The sequence below is a fragment of the Trinickia sp. genome, from assembly GCF_051961175.1.
Lineage (GTDB): Bacteria > Pseudomonadota > Gammaproteobacteria > Burkholderiales > Burkholderiaceae > Trinickia.
Genome location: NZ_JBQCDN010000186.1, coordinates 24,621 through 42,471 on the forward strand (window position 1 = coordinate 24,621; position 17,851 = coordinate 42,471).

The 17,851-nt window shown below is 63.8% G+C and carries 13 protein-coding genes; 4 read left to right on the top strand and 9 right to left on the bottom strand.

Translation table 11 applies throughout. The annotated features are described in order from the left end of the window. Window positions 1–69: 69 nt before the first annotated feature. From ACTHL0_RS10690 to ACTHL0_RS10700, 3 genes are read right to left on the bottom strand one after another with little or no spacing between them, the layout of a single operon-like run. Window positions 70–2,916: an Hsp70 family protein gene (locus ACTHL0_RS10690; protein WP_440566703.1), complete on the bottom strand. Its 2,847-nt coding sequence runs from the start codon at window positions 2,914–2,916 to the stop codon at window positions 70–72. Window positions 2,917–2,935: 19 nt separating this feature from the next. Beyond that, window positions 2,936–4,801: an Hsp70 family protein gene (locus tag ACTHL0_RS10695; RefSeq protein ID WP_440566704.1), complete on the bottom strand. Its 1,866-nt coding sequence runs from the start codon at window positions 4,799–4,801 to the stop codon at window positions 2,936–2,938. Then, window positions 4,798–5,364 carry a DUF2760 domain-containing protein gene (locus ACTHL0_RS10700; protein ID WP_440566705.1) on the bottom strand — a complete coding sequence of 189 codons (567 nt, stop codon included), beginning with the start codon at window positions 5,362–5,364 and terminating at the stop codon, window positions 4,798–4,800. Before ACTHL0_RS10700 ends, ACTHL0_RS10695 begins: the two co-directional genes overlap by 4 nt. Before the next feature lie 378 nt (window positions 5,365–5,742). On the opposite strand from ACTHL0_RS10700, the gene ACTHL0_RS10705 reads away from it, so the two are divergent. Then, window positions 5,743–6,996, top strand: coding sequence for a DUF2252 family protein (locus ACTHL0_RS10705; protein WP_440566706.1), 1,254 nt, complete (start codon window positions 5,743–5,745; stop codon window positions 6,994–6,996). A gap of 441 nt (window positions 6,997–7,437) precedes the next feature. Next, window positions 7,438–8,808, top strand: coding sequence for a glycoside hydrolase family 28 protein (locus tag ACTHL0_RS10710; RefSeq protein ID WP_440566707.1), 1,371 nt, complete (start codon window positions 7,438–7,440; stop codon window positions 8,806–8,808). A gap of 186 nt (window positions 8,809–8,994) precedes the next feature. Here the strand turns inward: ACTHL0_RS10710 and ACTHL0_RS10715 are convergent, their stop codons facing one another. Continuing rightward, window positions 8,995–9,393: a nuclear transport factor 2 family protein gene (locus ACTHL0_RS10715; RefSeq protein WP_440566708.1), complete on the bottom strand. Its 399-nt coding sequence runs from the start codon at window positions 9,391–9,393 to the stop codon at window positions 8,995–8,997. A gap of 87 nt (window positions 9,394–9,480) precedes the next feature. Here ACTHL0_RS10715 and ACTHL0_RS10720 point away from each other — a divergent pair, with 87 nt between their 5' ends. Beyond that, window positions 9,481–10,437 (top strand): LysR substrate-binding domain-containing protein, encoded by a 957-nt coding sequence (locus tag ACTHL0_RS10720; RefSeq protein WP_440566709.1) that lies wholly within the window; start codon window positions 9,481–9,483, stop codon window positions 10,435–10,437. A gap of 126 nt (window positions 10,438–10,563) precedes the next feature. Here ACTHL0_RS10720 and ACTHL0_RS10725 read toward each other — a convergent pair whose 3' ends face one another. The 5 genes from ACTHL0_RS10725 to ACTHL0_RS10745 form a co-directional block, all read right to left on the bottom strand. Beyond that, window positions 10,564–11,943: an MFS transporter gene (locus tag ACTHL0_RS10725; RefSeq protein WP_440566710.1), complete on the bottom strand. Its 1,380-nt coding sequence runs from the start codon at window positions 11,941–11,943 to the stop codon at window positions 10,564–10,566. A gap of 541 nt (window positions 11,944–12,484) precedes the next feature. Next, complete coding sequence (locus ACTHL0_RS10730; RefSeq protein WP_440566712.1) at window positions 12,485–13,504, bottom strand: dihydrodipicolinate synthase family protein; 1,020 nt, start codon at window positions 13,502–13,504, stop codon at window positions 12,485–12,487. 111 nt (window positions 13,505–13,615) lie between these two features. Further along, window positions 13,616–14,632 carry an ornithine cyclodeaminase family protein gene (locus tag ACTHL0_RS10735; RefSeq protein WP_440566713.1) on the bottom strand — a complete coding sequence of 339 codons (1,017 nt, stop codon included), beginning with the start codon at window positions 14,630–14,632 and terminating at the stop codon, window positions 13,616–13,618. 79 nt (window positions 14,633–14,711) lie between these two features. After that, window positions 14,712–15,737, bottom strand: a complete 1,026-nt coding sequence (locus ACTHL0_RS10740) for a LysR family transcriptional regulator (protein ID WP_440566714.1) — start codon at window positions 15,735–15,737, stop codon at window positions 14,712–14,714. Beyond that, on the bottom strand, window positions 15,724–16,650 hold the full coding sequence (locus tag ACTHL0_RS10745; RefSeq protein ID WP_440566715.1) for a LysR family transcriptional regulator: 927 nt from the start codon (window positions 16,648–16,650) through the stop codon (window positions 15,724–15,726). The genes ACTHL0_RS10740 and ACTHL0_RS10745 overlap by 14 nt, the downstream gene beginning before the upstream one ends. Window positions 16,651–16,923: 273 nt before the next feature. On the opposite strand from ACTHL0_RS10745, the gene ACTHL0_RS10750 reads away from it, so the two are divergent. Next, window positions 16,924–17,838 (top strand): SphA family protein, encoded by a 915-nt coding sequence (locus ACTHL0_RS10750; RefSeq protein ID WP_440566716.1) that lies wholly within the window; start codon window positions 16,924–16,926, stop codon window positions 17,836–17,838. The last annotated feature ends 13 nt before the right edge of the window (window positions 17,839–17,851 follow it).

The following is a 17,851-nucleotide window of genomic DNA, read 5'->3' on the forward strand; positions in this document are numbered from 1 at the left end:
CGCCGTTGGAGAACGGCGGCTCCGTTCGAGCGCGCTGATGCAAGATGCGCGCGCAGCCAGCGCTTTTGTTCACCGGCTCTGCCCGAGCAGCTTTAACCCAGCCGGCAACGACTCGCCGAACGCGCGCCCGGTATCGGCCTCATCGAGCGCCACCACGTCGCGTACCATCCGAATCCAAGCGGGCGCCGCACCGAGCGCCTCGAGCCGGCGAATGACAGCTGCACGTGCGTCTTCAGGCAAATCTCGCGACCGATCGCCTGTGAGCCGCGACAACTGGACCGAGGCGAAGGCGGCAGGCTCCACTTTCTTCCAATCGAGCGAAAGCACGGCATCGAGCCACTGTTGCGCCACCTCGGGCGGCACGACCTCATGTGCGCTGCCGTAAAGCGGGCGGCGCGCACCGATCCGGCCCACGGCCCACCACGTTTGCGGATTCTCGGAAGGCTTGCGCAACCGTTCGAGCAAGTGATTGCCCAGTTGGATCTTGCGTTCGACTGCAATGCGTTCGAGCGAAGCCTGCACGCGAATCATACCGGCGTAGCCGACCTTGGCCGGATCGAACGGCAGCTTTCGTTTCTCGATATTGGCCGCCTGCAGAAAGTCCATCGCGTCGAATAACTGCGACTGTGCCTCTTCGTTGAGGCCGCCCGCCGCACGCTGCCACAACGTCCACCACTCGGACCATACTCGGCTTTCGTGGATGTATTGGATGCCGTCGTCGAAGATCGACCAGATCTGATCGATGCGCCAATCGTCGAGCGGATAGCCGAACCCCGGCCGCAGGCAAAACCCGGCGAGATTGAGCCAGACGCGCTCGTGATCGGCTGAACGCCGCCGGCGCTTGGCCCGTTCCCAGAGACTGCCGAACAGCTCGCGCAACAGCGCGACGTCCCATGTCTCGCTTGGCCCGAGCATCTGCTCCAGGCTGGCTCGCAGGCGCTTGACCTCCGTGGGTGCCACGCCGGCGGCACGCGCGCCGAACGCGCGCTCGATCGCTGCGATGGCTTGATCGAGCGACGGATGCCGCTCGAGCGGCGAGCGCGCCTCGCTCCCCCCGGCGGATGCTGCGGCTTCATCGCGTCGCAACTCGAATTGCAACAGCCAGCGTTGTGCTGGATCGTCGACCGAAATGCAGTTCATCTCCAACGTGCCCACCTCTGTGATCGAGGTGGTGAGCCGCACGCGACGTTCCTCGGGATCGGACGCATGCTGTCGCCGCAAGACGGTCGCGAGCGGCGGAAGACGGACGAAATCGCCCTGCGATAGATCGGCAAGCTCGCCCGCGTGAAACGGGGTTTCCGCTACCGTCGAGACGAGGGGAAAGCGCACGGGCTGGCCGAGCCGCAGTGCGAACATGCGATCGTCCAGATGGACCTCATGCGCTTCTTGCGTTCCGCGCGGCAGCAGGCAGATGCCTTGGTCGCCATCGAGCACGAGGAAGTAGCTGCGTGCAGAGCCACCGCCGATGCGCGGCGCGGCGCCCGCGCGCGCGAGGCCATAGGCGACTGCGCCGCGCGCCACGGCAACGTCGGGATGATCGTTGTTCAGGACGTGCAGCGGTGCGCCGCGCCATGCGCCCAGCGTCTGTGCCAGTCTCGCGGTCAACGCCGGCGCCCGGAAGACGCCGCCGTTCAGCAGCAGCGTATCGGGGATCGGCAACGGGCTGTCGTCATCCGCTTCGAGGTTCAACGCCTGTCGCGATTGCGCGGCGTGGCGCGTCAGAAATCCGGCGACGTGACGCGTGACGGCGGGGTCGCTCGCATAGGGCAGACCGAACTCGACGATCGCGGCGCGCGAGCGGCGCGGTGTTTCGCTCGCCGCCACCGACGGAAAGAACCCATCGACGACCACCTGCTCGACTTCTTCGCGCGTGAGCTGAGCCGTGCGCGCGCCACCGATGACGCGCGAGCCGGCTCCGAGCAGCGTGATCGATACCGATGCGGGCGCGTCGGGGGCCAGCAACTGCTCCTTCGCGACGCGGCAGCGTTCGACCAGTTGGGACAAGCTCGATGCGGACAGCCGCGCGCCTGCACCATTTGCCGCGCTTGCCGCGCTTGCCGCGCTTGCCGCGTTTTCCGGTTGGCCCTGCGCGAGGCGCATCTCGATGAGCCGCGCGAGCGCGAGGTCCATGTTGTCGCCGCCGAGCATCAAATGATTGCCGACACCGATGCGCGTGAGTTGCGGCGTGCCATCGTCATCCCGCTGCACTTGGATCAGCGTGAGATCGGTCGTGCCGCCGCCGACGTCGCAGATCAGCACGAGCCGCGTGTCCGGGAGTGCTTCGGCCAGATGGGTGCGGTGCTGATACAGCCAGTCGTAGAACGCGGCTTGCGGTTCTTCCAACAAACGCAAGCCGGGCAGTTGCGCGAGCCGCGCCGCTTCGAGCGTCAAGGCGCGCGGGCCCTCGTCGAACGAAGCGGGTACGGTGAGCACCACCTCCTGAGCTTCGAGCGGCGCATCGGGAAAGCGCGCGTTCCAGGCGGCGCGCACGTGCGCGAGGTAGCTCGCGCTCGCCTCGACAGGAGAAATTTTCGTGACATCGTCCGGCGCCCCCCACGGCAAAATCGCCGCGAGGCGGTCCACCGCGGAATAGGAGAGCCAGCTCTTCGCGCTCGCCACGAGCCGCCCGGGCACCTGCGCGCCGAGCGTACGCGCCAGTTGCCCGACGATCGGGGAGGGTGTCGCATCCATGGCGTTGGGCTTGGCACGCTGCCAGGGCAACTGCAGATCGCCAGGGTTCAGTTCGCCTGCGGCGGCGTGATAGCGCACGGATGGCAAGAGCGGCCGCGCGCTCACCTCGCCGAGACCGACGAGTTGGTCGACCTCGAACACATGAATGTCGTCCGAGCCCTTTTCGTTGAACGCGACGACCGTGTTGCTCGTACCAAGGTCGATGCCGACGACATAGCGCTTCATCGGTGGCCTGCCAACGAGATCATCCCTGAGCGGTGCTACCGCGAACGTCGAACTCCACCTTCCAGCGCTCAGCCGAGCCTCGCGGCACGGCTTCGAGCTGCAGCATGCCTGTCTCGGTCACGTACGCATGCAGCTTGACCGGTACGACGTCGCCCGCACTGCGGCCTTCGGCCGGCAGCGTTGCTTGAATCGCTTCGAGTTCTTGCAGCTCTTCGGGCGGCCAGTAATCGAGCATCGTGCCGACTTGGTCTTGCCGACGGACAGACGAACCGAAAAAGCGAAACTGCACGGGTTCCCCGACGACGAGCCCGAATTCCTGCTCCGGCAGCGGGGCGTCGGTGCCTTCTTCCATGCCGAACGGCGCGACGCACAAAGCCGAGATAGGCGGTTCCAGGCCCGGCACGGCGGGCATCGCCGATTCGATCGCGACGTAGTACGAGCGCGCGGTGCCGCCACGGATCCGCACGCCGCGGCCGCGCTTGACGAAGCCATAGTAGGCGGCGCCGCGCGCCACCGCGAGGTCGAGATCCGCGCCTTCGAGCAGCCGCGCCGGCTCACCGCCATCGGCAGCGAGCCAGCCGCCCAGCGCCGACATGACGCGTTCGACGAGAAGCGGCGACTTGAACACGCCGCCGTTGAATAGCACAGCGGTCGGATGCAGGAACGTCGCGTTCTCATTGAGCGCGAATTGCGCGGCCAATTGCGGTTCGCCGCCCAACTCAGACAGCGCGCCGATCTGGCGGCCCAGAAACGCCGCGAGATGGCGGGTCATGCCCGCGTCTTGCGCATACGGCAGGCCCAGTTGTGTGAGGCCCGCGCGTGTACGGCTCACAGGCCGCGCGGTTGCCTCCACTTGCGGGAAGAATCCTTCGAGGATCGTCTGCGTGAGTTCATCGCGCGTGAGTTCCGTGCGGATGGAGCCGCCGATCAGCTTGGAGCCGCGGCTCGGCACGACGAGCGGCACGGTGTCTGCCGATGAATCGGACAGCAACGTTTCCTTGGCTGCGCGGCATGCATAGGTGAGCGCGCGCAGCTGCCATGGATCGATCTGCGTGCCTTGTTGAGCGAGCTTGCGCGCGACGACGTGCGCAAGCGCGAGATCCATGTTGTCGCCGCCGAGCAGAATGTGATCGCCGACCGCGATGCGATGCAGTTCGAGATTGCCCTCGCGCTCGATCACCGCGATCAGCGACAAATCCGTCGTGCCGCCGCCCACATCGACGACAAGAATGATGTCGCCCACCTTGACCCGCTTGCGCCACGCGCCGCCGCTCGTCTGGATCCAGCTATAGAGCGCGGCTTGCGGTTCCTCGAGCAGCGTCATGCGGCTGTAGCCGGCAGCGCTCGCGGCTTGCCCGGTCAGTTCGCGGGCGGCGGGATCGAACGACGCGGGAATCGTGACGGTGATGTCCTGCTCGTCGAATGGGGCGTCCGGGTGCGCGTGGTTCCACGCCTCGCGCAGATGATTCAGATATCGAACCGAGGCTTCGAGCGGCGAAATGCGCGCGACTTCTGCTGGTGCATCGGCTGGGAGGATGGCTGCGCGACGGTCGACGCCTGGATGGCAGAGCCAGCTTTTCGCGCTCGAGACGAGGCGAATCGGCGTGCCGGCGCCGCGGCTGCGTGCCATTTCGCCGACGGCGAAGTCACGATCGCTCGTCCACGGGAGCGCGAGATCGCCAGGCGGCAACTCATCCGCATGCGGCAGGTAGAGGAACGAAGGCAGCAGGTCGCGTTCCTCGATTGCGCCGGGGGCGGTGAGTTGCGCGATGCGCATGACGCCTTGGGAGAGGGCTTCTCCGTCACTGCTTGCGAGTTCGACGTAGGACAGCGCGCAGTGCGTGGTTCCGAGATCGATACCGATCGAATAGCGGGGCTCGTTCACAGTTCGACCTCCGCGGGCGCGAGCACGCTGGCGTTGTGGCTTTGCGTGAGTTTCGGCAGGCGCACGTCGGCGACGCGCCATCCGCGATGCGTGATGCTGCCGTTGAAGGGTGGCTTGCCCACGACGTTGCCGGTCAGACGGATGGCGGTTGCATCGAAACCTTCGGCGATCGCTACGCGGCTGCCTTCGGCTTCGTCGCGCACAGGCTGGATGGTGAAGTGCTCGCGTAGCGTCGCGCGGCAGCCATCGTGCACGAGCCGTGCGGCGGCGCCGATATCGGCGTCGGAGTAGTTGGCGATATCTTCCTCGACGAAGTCGATGAAGCGGGCGTCACGTTGAAGCAGGCCGAGCAATTGGAGCGCGGCTTCGGGGGACGCTTCTTTCAGCGTTGGGGCGGGGGCGGGGGCCGGGGCGTGCGTGGCCACCGGGGCCTGCGCGGCGGGGGCGGCGCCACTGCGCAGGCGCTCAACGCCCGCGGCGAAGTCGCGATCCCCGAGGATGCTGAAGAAGGCGCCGATGGCAAGCGACAGCCTGCGCGGCCACGAAAGATTCGGGTCGGTCATGAGAGAGACTCCTTGTTCTGGCTACGGCTGCGACCGGCAGCGGGGCTCGGCCGCAGGAGGGACGGAGAGGCGGGGCCACACGTAGCGCCCGCCCGGAACATCCGTCAAAACCCGTATTGTGCCTTGTTGTGGAGCAGGGGAAGCGGATGCGGGTGACCGCTCGCGTGCAATCGGAGCCTGATCCGGGATCGGCGCAGCCGACTGCGAGCAGCCTCAGACTGCCTTTACGGCTCGGGAACTAGGAGGGACCGGACGGTTTTCCGCAGCTTGGATGTCCCAGGATGTTCCGCCCTCGGCACCCGCAGGGGGGCCGCCCCAGGCACGATTTACGCTGGATCTACCCAAAACGGGTCGCACATACAACCTGAAGGGAGGCGCGTGGGCAAAGAGACCGAGCGGGCCGGGAAGTACCCAACGCCCGACCAGAGGCAAAGTGTTCTATCAGCCAAGCGCGATGCAAAAATGGCGCGGTCCGCGCACGCCTATATGCGTGGCAGCGCGGGCCGGTTTTACGCGTGGCTCGCCGATCAGCGTGGCGGCACGTTGCCGGAGGGCCCGCCCATCTGGATCTGCGGCGACTGCCACCACGGGAATCTGGGTCCGATAGTCGGAGCGAACGGCGACGTGGCAGTCCAGATTCGCGACCTGGACCAAACCACGATTGGCAATCCAGTGCACGACTTGTTGCGCCTCGGCTTGTCTTTAGCGACCGCGGCGCGCAGCTCGGATCTGCCCGGGATCGTCACTTGCCGCATGATGGGCGCGCTGGTCGAGGGCTACAGCCAGGCGTTCGATGGCAGTCATGACGGTGCTCTGGCGAATGTAAAACGGCCCGCTATCGTCAAGATCGCGATGAAGGCGGCGATGCACCGCTCATGGCGGTCGCTGAACCGGCAGACCACGGGAGATGCCAAACCCCACATTCCCTTGGGTAAGCGCTTCTGGCCTCTGTCGGCGCAGGAAAAAGCGTCGATCGGCGCATTGTTCGAATCGGACTCCGCGTCCAATATCTACCAGGCGCTTTGCCAAGAGACGCCTGGGAAAGGGGCCATGGAGGTGATTGACGCCGCGTATTGGGTGAAGGGGTGCAGTTCGTTGGGCCGGCGCCGTTTTGCGGTCTTGCTCGATATCGACGGCGCATGTTCGAACGGAAAGCCGCCGCGCCTGATGGATATCAAGGAGGCCGCCGTCGCCGCCGCGCCAAAGCATGGTGGCGCGCGTATCCCGCGAGACGCCGCGCAAAGGGTGATCGAGGGTGCACAGCATGTCTCTCCCATGCTGGGCGACCGAATGTGCGCGGCACGCGTGGACGACCGCGCGGTCGTCATTCGCGAACTGATGCCGGAGGATTTGAAGCTGGAGACGGAACGGCTTGCCGAAGCCGATGCGGTGAAGGCGGCGCGTTTTCTGGCACTCGTCGTCGGGCAGGCACACGCGCAACAGATGGACATCGAAACACGCCGCGCCTGGTTCAGAGAAATTCGTCGCCGGAGCCCGAAGTCCAACGATGTACCGTCATGGCTGTGGCACAGCATCGCCGACCTCATCGCTGTGCATGAGGCCGAATATCTCCGCCATTGCGGGCGGTACGCAGCCGGCCAAGGCCCGCGAAGCCAGCGAAAATCGTCCTGATTCAGGGCGCCCGGCGTCGAATGGCAAGCAGCCTTCGTCGAAGTCGAACACATCGACAGACTCAAAGTGCACAGCACTATCCATCCTTGAGCTTCCAGCCAGCGTCTCGCGTTCCCGAGCCAGCGCCCGGAGACAGGAGTAGCCGCTCAACGTATCCGTATCGAGCTTGAGCGCATCACCCCCTCACGGCCGGAAATCAGGACGCGCGAAAACCCATCGGACCGAATGACGGCGGCTCAGGCGAACCAGGCGCAACTTGTTCACTATCATGACCAGTATGCTCAATATGTAAAATCTATTTTTAAGTTGTCAGACATGTGATAGCGTACGGTGTCGGCCGATATCGCTATCCGTCGGAACGATCGCGCCGGCGTCCAAAGTCGATTAAGAAATCTAATTTATTCCGTCCATTCAAAGGACGGAGGTAATGGAGATAGGGCGATGTTGAAAACAAAATGTAAAGTCCCCGGAATCGGTTCGATCGTGTTGCTTGCCGGCCTATTGGTTCACGTTCCTGCTCACGCAAGCCCCTGCGTGCCGCAATGGACGTCGGCGGCGGACACGAATACGACAAACCTGCAGAATGCGATCAACCAGTGCTCGGGTTCAGGCGGCATCGGTCTTGTCGACCTCAAGGCCAACAACGGCATCTCAACCGCGGTCATCACGACAGTCAATCTCGCGAGCAACATTGTGCTGAAGGTCGAGAAGGGATTCACGCTGAAAGGCAGCGCGAATCTGCCGTCCGACGGCGCGATGCTGGTCGGTGACAAGATCAGCAATGTGACGATCACGGGTACTGGCGCGATCGACGGCGATGGAGGAGCGTACTGGCCGAGTGCCGTCGGCAAAAGCAACACCGCCAGGCCGAAACTCATCAAGATCACTGGGTCCCACATCCAGATTGGCTCGAACTTTACCGACGCGGGCCAACCGCAATCGTTGGCCGTTTTCCCGACCGCGACCAACGACACCGGCAATACATTGATCATCCGCAACTCGCCGAAGGAGCAGCTGGTCATCGAGTCCGGCTCGCAGAACGTGACGATCGACGGAGTATGGATCTACGCGAATCCGAAGCGAAACAGCAGTGGGCAGAACCTCGCGCCGAACACGGATGCGATCGACATCATCGGCACGCGGAATACGACAATCAAGAACTGTGTGCTTGACACCGGCGATGACGACATCGCAATCAAGTCCAATGCCGGCGGTGCTGCGACGGTTGGTGTCAACATTGGCCACTGTGTGGTTGGCGGCGGTCATGGAATCTCGATCGGCGGACAGGAGGCCGCGGGGCATACGATCTCGAACCCGGGCGTATCGCAGGTGGCAGTCGATACTGTGCAGTTCAGCGGGACGGACTACGGCTATCGGATCAAGACCGACGAGACGTCGAAGGACAGCGGGGCGACGACGGGCGTGACATACCAGAACACTTGCATGCGCAATGTCACGCAGCCGTTCCTGTTTACGTACACTTATGCGTCCGGTACCGGAGGTATATTGCCCATCATCGCGAATGTGACAATCGACAACGTCATCGCGACGGGCGCCAAGACGCAGGGTGCGATCATCGGACTCGCGAACAGTCTGATGGGTATTCCAACGTCGGATGACACCGGCATCCGGATGCTCAACACGATGATTTCGGGCGGCACGGGCTTTTCGATCACGAACGGCGAACTGCAGTTGGGAAATCACAGCAGCGTTACCACGTCTTTGAGCACGAACGGGCGCGTGGTACCGATCAACGATTCGGGAGCAACCGTCAGTTGCCCGAATTCGATCGTCATTCCGAAGCAAATTTGACGATGGGTATAGGGCCGGCCTTCCCGCAGCCGGCTAAATCGTCTTCTGCCGGGCAATGACGGTAACGCAAAGAAAAAAGGACGCCGTGCGAGCGAGCGTCGCAGAGCGCTTGGCATCGGGGGGAGCGGTGCCAAGCGCCGAGAGAAATGAACGCGTTACGCAGATCCCTGACCGCAGGGCTTACCGCTACGCGTATTTATCGCCGACCGTGCTTCGAATCGGATGCGTATCGTAGACGATGATCATCTTCTCGATGAGCCCGTCTTCATCGAACTCGAATACATCGACACACTCGAACCGGACGGCCGAACCATCCTTGAGCTTCCAGTCGTAGACGAAGTAGCCCGTTGCGCGGCGTGCGCCTGTGGAACTGACGCAGATATCGATGGGGGTGATCGTGCTCGCACCGGACGCCGCATCGACTTTCGCAAAGAACGGCGCCGGGGTCATCCAACCGAGGAACGGCGACAGGATTTGCGCGTCGGGTTTGAACAGCGCGCAAATGGCCGCCACCTCCCCGCGTTCGAGCGCCGCCAGGTAAGCCTGGATTTGCCGCGTGTATAGTGCTTCCGACGATAAAGCCATAGTCTTCCTCCGATCATACGTTGAGTTCCCGCGCGTCCGTCTGTTCACTGAACGGGAACCGGGTATGGATACGATAGCGACGTACCGATGACCGAACAAACGAGAAATTCGCAAGGCGGGTATGCGGCGCCTGCATACCCGCTGGCGGATCTGACGCGCCCGCTGCCTCCGATAGCGGCATTCCAGGCGCTCGTGACGGCGGCGCAGCTCGGCAGTGTCAGCAAGGCCGCTGAACACCTATGCCGCACGCAAGGCGCGGTCAGCCGTCAGATCCAGCAGCTGGAAACACACTATCGATGCGCGCTTTTCGTGCGCCATGCGTCTGGACTCACATTGACGACGGAAGGGCATGCCTTGCTGACGGTCGCGTTGGACGTACTGACTCGGTTGGCTCAGCACGCCGACCTGCATACCGGAAGCGTGCAGGTCTTGACGCTCAGGTTACCTTCGACCTTCGCGATTCGATGGCTGCTTCCACGGCTGCCGGATATCAGCCGGGCGCTGAGCGGCATCGAACTGCGCATCTCGACATCGGCCGACGATACGCCGGAGTTCGCGACACCCGATATCGACGCGATCATCGTGCGGGGGACGGGGCAGTGGGTGGGGCTGGACGCTGTACCGTTGTTCGCGGAGACCCTCACGCCGATGTGTACGGCCGAGCTGGCGTCATCGCTGAAATCGATAACCGATCTCGCGCGTATGACCTTGCTGCATCCGGGGCCTCGTCATGACGAATGGCGATGCTGGCTCGATCGTGTTGGCGCGACGCAGGTCGACGCCGCTGGCGGCCTCGTTTTCGATACGCTCGAACTCACGCTCACGGCGGCCGCCCATGGGCACGGTGTGGCTATCGGCGATCCTCGGATGGCGATCGAGCGGCTTGAGACCGGCGCGCTCGTGAGGCCATTCGATCAGGTGGCGCCGAATGGCATGGGTTACTTTCTCGTCTACCCGCCGCAACGCGCCCCGCAGCCGAAGATTCGTGCGCTTGCCGACGTCCTCGTGAAAATGGTGCGAGAGGATCGATCGATACCGTTGTGAGGGGCGGGCGCAAGAACAGTGGGGCAGCGGGACTCGAGACCTTTGGCAGTATGCAACGAAACGAACGACGCCTTTTAATCAAGCGCGCCGTTCCCCATTGCATACTTCGCCAGAAACGCCAGCGTGCTAGTGCGAAAACCCGGACGCTGTTTCGCTAAGACTTTTGCCCTTGGTTTCGGGCGCGAGCCATTGCGATACGCCGGCGCCGACAGCGGCGATGCCCGCAGCGATCAGAATGGTGACCGAGGCGCCGAGGTTTGCCATCGACCATGGCAAAAGGAACGTACCGAGGCCGGCCCCAATCCGACTGAACGCGGCGGCGAAGCCGGTTCCGATTCCGCGGATCTCCGTCGGAAATACCTCGCCCGGATAGATACACGTCAGCGTGCCGCAGCCCGCGTTGAAGAACGAGAACGCGAGGAACAGCCCCAGCACGACGGCCCCCGGCGCATCGGTCCACACGCCGAGAATCGCGAGGATCACCGTGATGATCCACTGTGGCGGTACGGTCAGCACACGACGTCCGGCCTTGTCGATCAGCAGGACCGTGGCGACGCTGCCGGCCAATGCCACCGCCGACAATCCCACGCCTCCGGCGAGCCCGCCGCCGAGACCGAATTTCTTCAGCACACTGTCGGCAAACGTAGCAATCGCGAAGTATGGCGTCACGACACAGAAGAAGAACAGCGACACGAATACCGTGGCCCGCCAATACTGTCGTGAAAACAGCATCCCGAAGCCACTCCCCGAATGGGCCGTTTCGTGCTCGACGTCGGCCATATCCGATGCGTTCTGCATGTACCGATGAGCGACGCTGCGCGCCTGATCGATACGACGTTTGCTCCACAGCCAGCGCGGCGACTCGGGCATGCCCAGGCGCCCGAGGAACAATGCAATCGCGAGAAAGGTGCTGGTGCCGAGGATGTTCCGCCAGCCGAGGTTCGTATAGCGGTCAAGCAGGTAGCCCACCACGAAGGCAATCATGAAACCGGCATACCAGGCGATGAGCGTGAGGCCCATGAGCCGTCCGCGGATTCGCGAAGGGGAGAATTCCGACAGCAACGGCCAACCGACCGAGTATTCCGCCCCGATCGCGATGCCCATCAGCAACCGAACGGCGAACAGTTGCAGCGGCGAATCGATGAAGAACTGCATGGAGCCGACGAAGAACTGCATGGCCGATGCGATCACGAACATGCCCATGTCGAGCATGAAAAGCGGCTTACGGCCGAACTTGTCGCCGGCCCACCCGCCCAACGGCGATCCGACGAGGATGCCAAACAAAGCGCCGGCCGCGATCAGGCCCTCCCAAACCGGCGATATGCCCAGCTCGGCTGTCATCTTGCCTGACACGGGGCCGACGATACCGAGAATGTAGCCATCCAGGAACGTCCCGCCGGTCAGCACGAGGATCATCCGCAACATGAAGCGTCGTTTGAACGCCGAAGATGTTGCATTCTTGCTCGCTACGGCGGCGAGCGCCGCTTCCTTTTCTAACGAACTCATGCGTCCCTCCTTTTTTCGCGGCAGGGCCGCCGGGTCGCGATGTTGTTCCGCACATGTCTCACTTCACACCTCCTGAAATCGAGCGATAGGGAGCAGCCATGCGCCGACCGGCACGAGGCGACAGTCGGCGTCGGGGCACGATCGTGCCGTGCATGTCGCAGCGGTGATGGAGACCGGCTGCGCCGCACTGGTCGAGTCTATGGAGCGGAATGACGTCGCATCGTCCGTCATGCGCGCGAAAATTGGCTGTAAACGACCCTCGGACGCGCGCTTTTTATTTCTTGTCGGCAGGGTGCAAGTGCGAGTCGTTTTTTGCCGAATCGGCGGTGATGAGGGTTGGAGCGGGGTTGACTCCTTGTTGAGCTTGACTCGTGTCCAGCCGCCGGAAAACCCGGCGGTTCCATAAGTTTAAACCGCGTTAAAGCCGTCCCGGCACAGGTATCGGACTTCCAGGCACGCGTCGATCCACTCGCCGGCGATGAACGCGCTTTCGCGCCACAAGGCGGCATCTCTCAGTAGAGATTCCATCGTTATCGCTCGCTCAACACGGGAAACGGCCCGCCATGAAGGCGGAATCCGGATCGGCGGTCACGGGCAATCCCGACGCCACGAGCCCTTGCCGCAGTGTCTTCATGATGCGGTCCGGCACGCGCATCGCCGGTGCGCGCAGCGGGCCGCCGTTGAAGCCAGCGAGCCAATCCTGGTATTTCCACATCGTGCGGTTCAGTACGCCGGTGCCGCCCGCATAGGTTTGAGCCGCGGCACCGTTGGCGCCGCGAGCCGGGTTCACCTTCCAGTACATCGACATCGCTTCCTCCCATCGCCCATTGCGTGCGAGTTCGAACGCCTTCGGGTAGTAGCCGCTCATCCACGCGGTGTTGCTGGTGCCGGAGAACTGGAGTTTCATGAGGCTCATCAGCGGAATCGCATCGCCTTCGATGGGGCAACTGATCACGACTTCGTCGCGGAAATGGTGGTACATCTCGCAGATGCCGGCCGGCAGCGGAAAACCTTGTTCCGATTTGATCGCGGCGATGTTCGGGCAATCGTCTAGCAGCCGGCGCACGAGTTCCAACGACATGCCGGCGGGATGCACGCGCTCGAAACCCCAGAGTGGAATCGGGAACAGCATCACGGCGAGATCGGTCGCGTCGCAGAAGGCCTTGGTGTAGTCATAGATCTCCTGCTCGGTGATCGGCCAAAACTGCGGCGGATACGAGAGCAGTACGATGTCGGCGCCGGCTTTTTCCGCGAGCTTCACGGCCTCGATGTTTTCGGCGAGTGTGCCGAACGCGGCATGAAAGAACAGGCCGAGCCGATCGGCGGCCGTTTCGCGGGCCCATGCCGTGAACTGCGCGTTTTCTTCGGGTGTGATCGCGACTTCGCTGCAAAGCAACGTATAGCGAAAGCCGAATTCGATCGCCAGTTCGATGTCGTGACGGATGCCGCGTTCGTTGAGGCGTTTCAGGTCCGCACTGTAGCTCGGGATCGTGACGGCCGAGCAGCCGGTGAGGTATTCGCGCGCCCAGGCGCGGGCATCGGATTTCTTGTAGCTTGCCATGAGGCGGCGGCTCCTTGATTGAGTACTTGAGTAGGTTTTCGAACGCGGCGAATCGGTGACTGAATTCAAGCTGGTTCGAATGAATTCGAGTGAGTCAGAGCGAGTGCGAGGTTATTTCGCGACCGGCGCGATGCTGACCGGAAGCGCCACGCCGACGCCCTGCCGAAGGGCGCGCGCCAGCAGCATCTCGGCGATGACGATGTCCTGTAGCGACGACCCGACCGACTTGTACAGCACGATGTCGCCATCGGCACGGCGCGGCACCAGGTGCCCCGCCACCAGTGCGCTCAGCGGGACGAGCCGGTCGGCGAATACCACACCGGCGCTCGCGGCGGCGAGGGCGTCGCCGGTGTCGTGCTCGACCTCCTCGGGCATGTCGGCGACGATGCACACAGCACGCGCCATCGTCTCTTCGTCGACTTCGCGCTGCTCGGGCAAGGTCGAGCCGAGCGAGACGACGGTGGCGCCTGGCGGCAGCCATGCCCCTTGCAGCACCGGCGATTCGTCGCGGCTGCGCGTAGCGCAAATGACGACGTCGGCGTCTTTCACGGCAGCCTCGGGGTGAACCGCGGCAGAAATGTCGAGGGCGGGGCGAAAGCTTTCGACGAAGCGCTCGCGGCTGGCCGGTGTCGGGCTGAAGACACGCACGCTTTGCAGTTCGCGCACGGCGTTCAGGCAATCGAGTGCGCCGCGCGCTTCGAAGCCCGACCCGATCACGGCGACACGCAGCGGTCTGCTCGGCGCGAGCAACGTGACGGCGAGGGCGGCAGTGGCCGCGGTCCGTAGACCGGTCACCCGGTTGCCGTCGATCAGTGCGCGCAATTCCGTTGTTTGCGGGTCGAACAGCGAGATCAGATAGCTGGCCCGCCGTGAGCGCATATTCGCGGCGATCAGCTTGCAGCCCATCTGCCCGCCGCTCGGCGAGACGGCGGTCAGACTGCGCAGCCACATGCCGTCACCGCGAGCCATCGAGCGGGGCGGCACCATCGCGGGCGATAGGGCCGTGGCGTAGGCGTCGGCCAGCGCGGCGACGGCCGAGGGCCAGTCGGCGAGCGAGGCCACGTCGGCATCGCTCAGAAAAAGCGTGGGAGAGGGGGATTCGGCGATAGCCGTAACGGCGTCTGACATGGTGCGGGCCTGAAAGTAGGTGGCCGGCACACAATAGAACGGGCGGCCCGTTTCGGGCACTGCCTGACGTCGAAAGCAGCTATGACGAAGATCGATAGCTCGTGCCCTGGCTCGGGGCGCCGCCCGCGCTGCCGTCCAGCGCTGCGGCCAACCGACAAATCAAGCTCCGTACAGCGAGGGTTGCGCGCGTATGCGGACGGCGGGGCGACTCGGCGAGCACGACGTATCGTTCGAGGATGGGCTCGACGATCCGCGCGGAGGCAAGCCGCGCATCGAGCTTGCCGGGCAGCACGGACGCAATCGCATAGCCGCCGCCGGCGGCCACGACTTCGTATTGGAGCCGTACCGAATCGGCTTCGACAGCGGCTTGCACCGTGAGCCCGTGCTGCGAAGCGAGGCGGTCGAGCCGCGCCCGCAGCAGGTGCGGCCGTCCGGGTACTACCAGCGAAAGGCCGGATAGCGAGGCCAGCGGGACGTCGCCATGCTCGACGACGGGATCGCCGCGAGGGCCAACCAAATGCAGCGGGACACGCGCGAGCAGAGGGCAGTTACCGATACTCGCCTCGTCCTCCTTCAACACGATGGCCATATCCAGGCGGCCTTCGCGCAGATGCTCGTCGAGTTGAGCGCTGGCCGCTTCCGTCAAATGCAGCCGCACGGCGGGCAGCTCGGCGCGCACGGCCGTGAAGAGCGGCCCGGCGTAGTGGTTGACCGCCGACGGCAGCAGCCCCAGCAGCACCTCTCCTGCGGGCTGGCCGCGTGCGCTGCGGATGTCGTCGGCGAGCGCATCCGCTTCCGCCACGAGACGCGTGACGCGCGGCAGCATCTGTTCGCCGAACTCCGTGAGGACGACGCCGCGCCCCGTGCGGCGAAACAGGCGTTCGCCGCATTGCTGCTCGAGCTGAGCGATGTTGCGGCTCACCATCGATTGCGGCATGTCGAGCGCCGCGGCCGCACGGCTCAAGCTGCCCGAGGTAGACACTTGCAGGAACACGAGCCAGCGTGGATCGACGATGGTCGGTGCGCCGGGCGCGGGGTGATGAGCCAGAACGATGTGACCGGTTCGACCGCCTGGGCCGGATCGAGCGGGCTTAGCGGGCGTCATGACACGCTTGGTCCATCGCCGCGACGGCCTCTTTCAGCAGCCCGCGCAACCAGGTGAGCCCAGGATCCGAGGTGCGATGTTTATGCCATTGCATGGACTGCTCCATCGTGGGAACGGCCACGGGTACGTCGCGCAGCACAATCGGCAGGCTGCGCGAGGCCTCCTCGGCGAGCCGCCGATGCATGGTGGCGATGCGGTCTGTGCCGACCAGCAGATGAGCCGGCGATACGAAGCTGTACGTACTCGCCTCCACACGCCTGACAACCCCTAGCCGCTGCATGAACCAGGCTTCAAGCGCCGTTTGCCCCTCGCCGACCTGCACGACGACATGACCCGCTGCCATGTAGCGCTCGCTCGTCATGACACCCTTCGCGAGTGGGCTGCGATCCCACACGACGCAGCAGAACGTCTCTTCGAGCAGCAGCTCGGCCGGATGCTCGGTCGAGCAATACTCCTTGGGAATGATCAGGAGATCCGCTTCGCCACGCTCCAGTACGCGGTGAGGATAGGCGATCTGCGGACGCAGATCGAAGCGGATGCCGGGCGCTTGCTCGTAGGCGAGCTTGAACAGGTGCGGCATCAGCGTTGTCATCGTGTAGTCCGAGACGAACATGCGGAACAGGCGATTGGCCTGCGCCGGCACGAACTCGGGCTGGGCAGCCACCGTCGCATCGACGCGAACGAGGATGTCGCGCACATTGTCTCTGAGCGCCTCGGCGCGTGGTGTCGGCTCCATTTTGCGGCCGACTTGCACGAGCAGCTCGTCGTCGAAGTATTCACGCAGCCGCGCCAGCGCATTGCTCATCGCCGATTGACTCAAGTGAATCTTTTCTGCAGCCCGGCTGATGTTCTGTTCGGTCAGAAGCGCGTCGAGCGCCACGAGCAAGTTGAGGTCGAGCTTGTTGAACCGCATGCGTGCTGTCTCCGGTCACGCGTATCAGGGTTTAGCCTGAAAGTATTCACGCTATCGATATCGGCAATGGATCGAATCCATTTTTAGGATACCTCGGCCTATCTTAACCTAGGCCACATCTCGAAGCGATCTCGGCAAAGACATCGCATCGGGAGGCCAGCGTCAGGGCACTTTCGGATCGGAACGTACCTTGGTGCGCCGTCCGTTCGCACCGCGCTTTCACTATTAGAGAGACGCCAGGAGGCGCCCGCGCCCCTAGGTTGAGGAGACAGCATGTCCAGGAAACTGATCGCGGCCGTCGTCGGCTGCACGGTGTTGGCCGCCGGTTCGATGAACGAAGCCCGAGCCTTCGAAGGCGGGGTTTCCCCGTATCCGGCGGGGGCGGTCGGCACGAACATCGCCAACCTGCCGCCGATCCCCGGGTTGTTCGCGCTGGAGCAGTTCAACTACACCTTCTCGAACGGCCTGTACGGCAACGACGGCAAGAAGCTGCCGATTCCGTTCAGCACTTCGGTGTATTCGGAAACGACGCGTCTGCTGGTGTCGTATCCGTTTCATCTGCTCGGCGCAAACGTCTATACGCAACTGGTTGTGCCTGTCGTCTCTTTGCATACGAGCGTATTCGGACAGTCGAGCACGCAGAACGGTCTCTCGAACATCACGCTGACGCCGGTGCTGCTGCAATGGCATCTCTCGCAGAACCTGGCGATCGCGTCGGGCATCGATTTCGCGTTCGAAACGGGCTCCTACAGTCCCGTCAAGGCGAGCGTGGCGGTGGGCTATACCTCGGTGCAACCGGTGTTCTCGGTGCGCTACAACGTTCCCAACGGCATCGACGTCGGCCTTTCCAACCGTCTGCTGCTCAACTCGAAGAACGGCACGACGAACGACAGCTCGGGAGACGGCTACGTCGGCGAGTTCAACGCCGGCTGGAACTTCGGCCCGTGGAAGCTCGGCGTGGTCGGCGCGTATCTGAACCAGTTCAGCGACGACAAAGCGAATGGCGTGACCGTCGGCAACCGCATGAGGACCTTCGGCATCGGTCCGTCGGTGGTCTACGACGCCAGAAGCTGGAACGTCAACCTCAATTACCAGCAAGGCGTCTATGCCGCGAACACGGCCAGGAGCAACAGCGTGTGGCTGAACATCGCCATCCCGCTCTGGCCGGGCTTCGGGCGCAAAGGCTGAGCATCGTCAATCC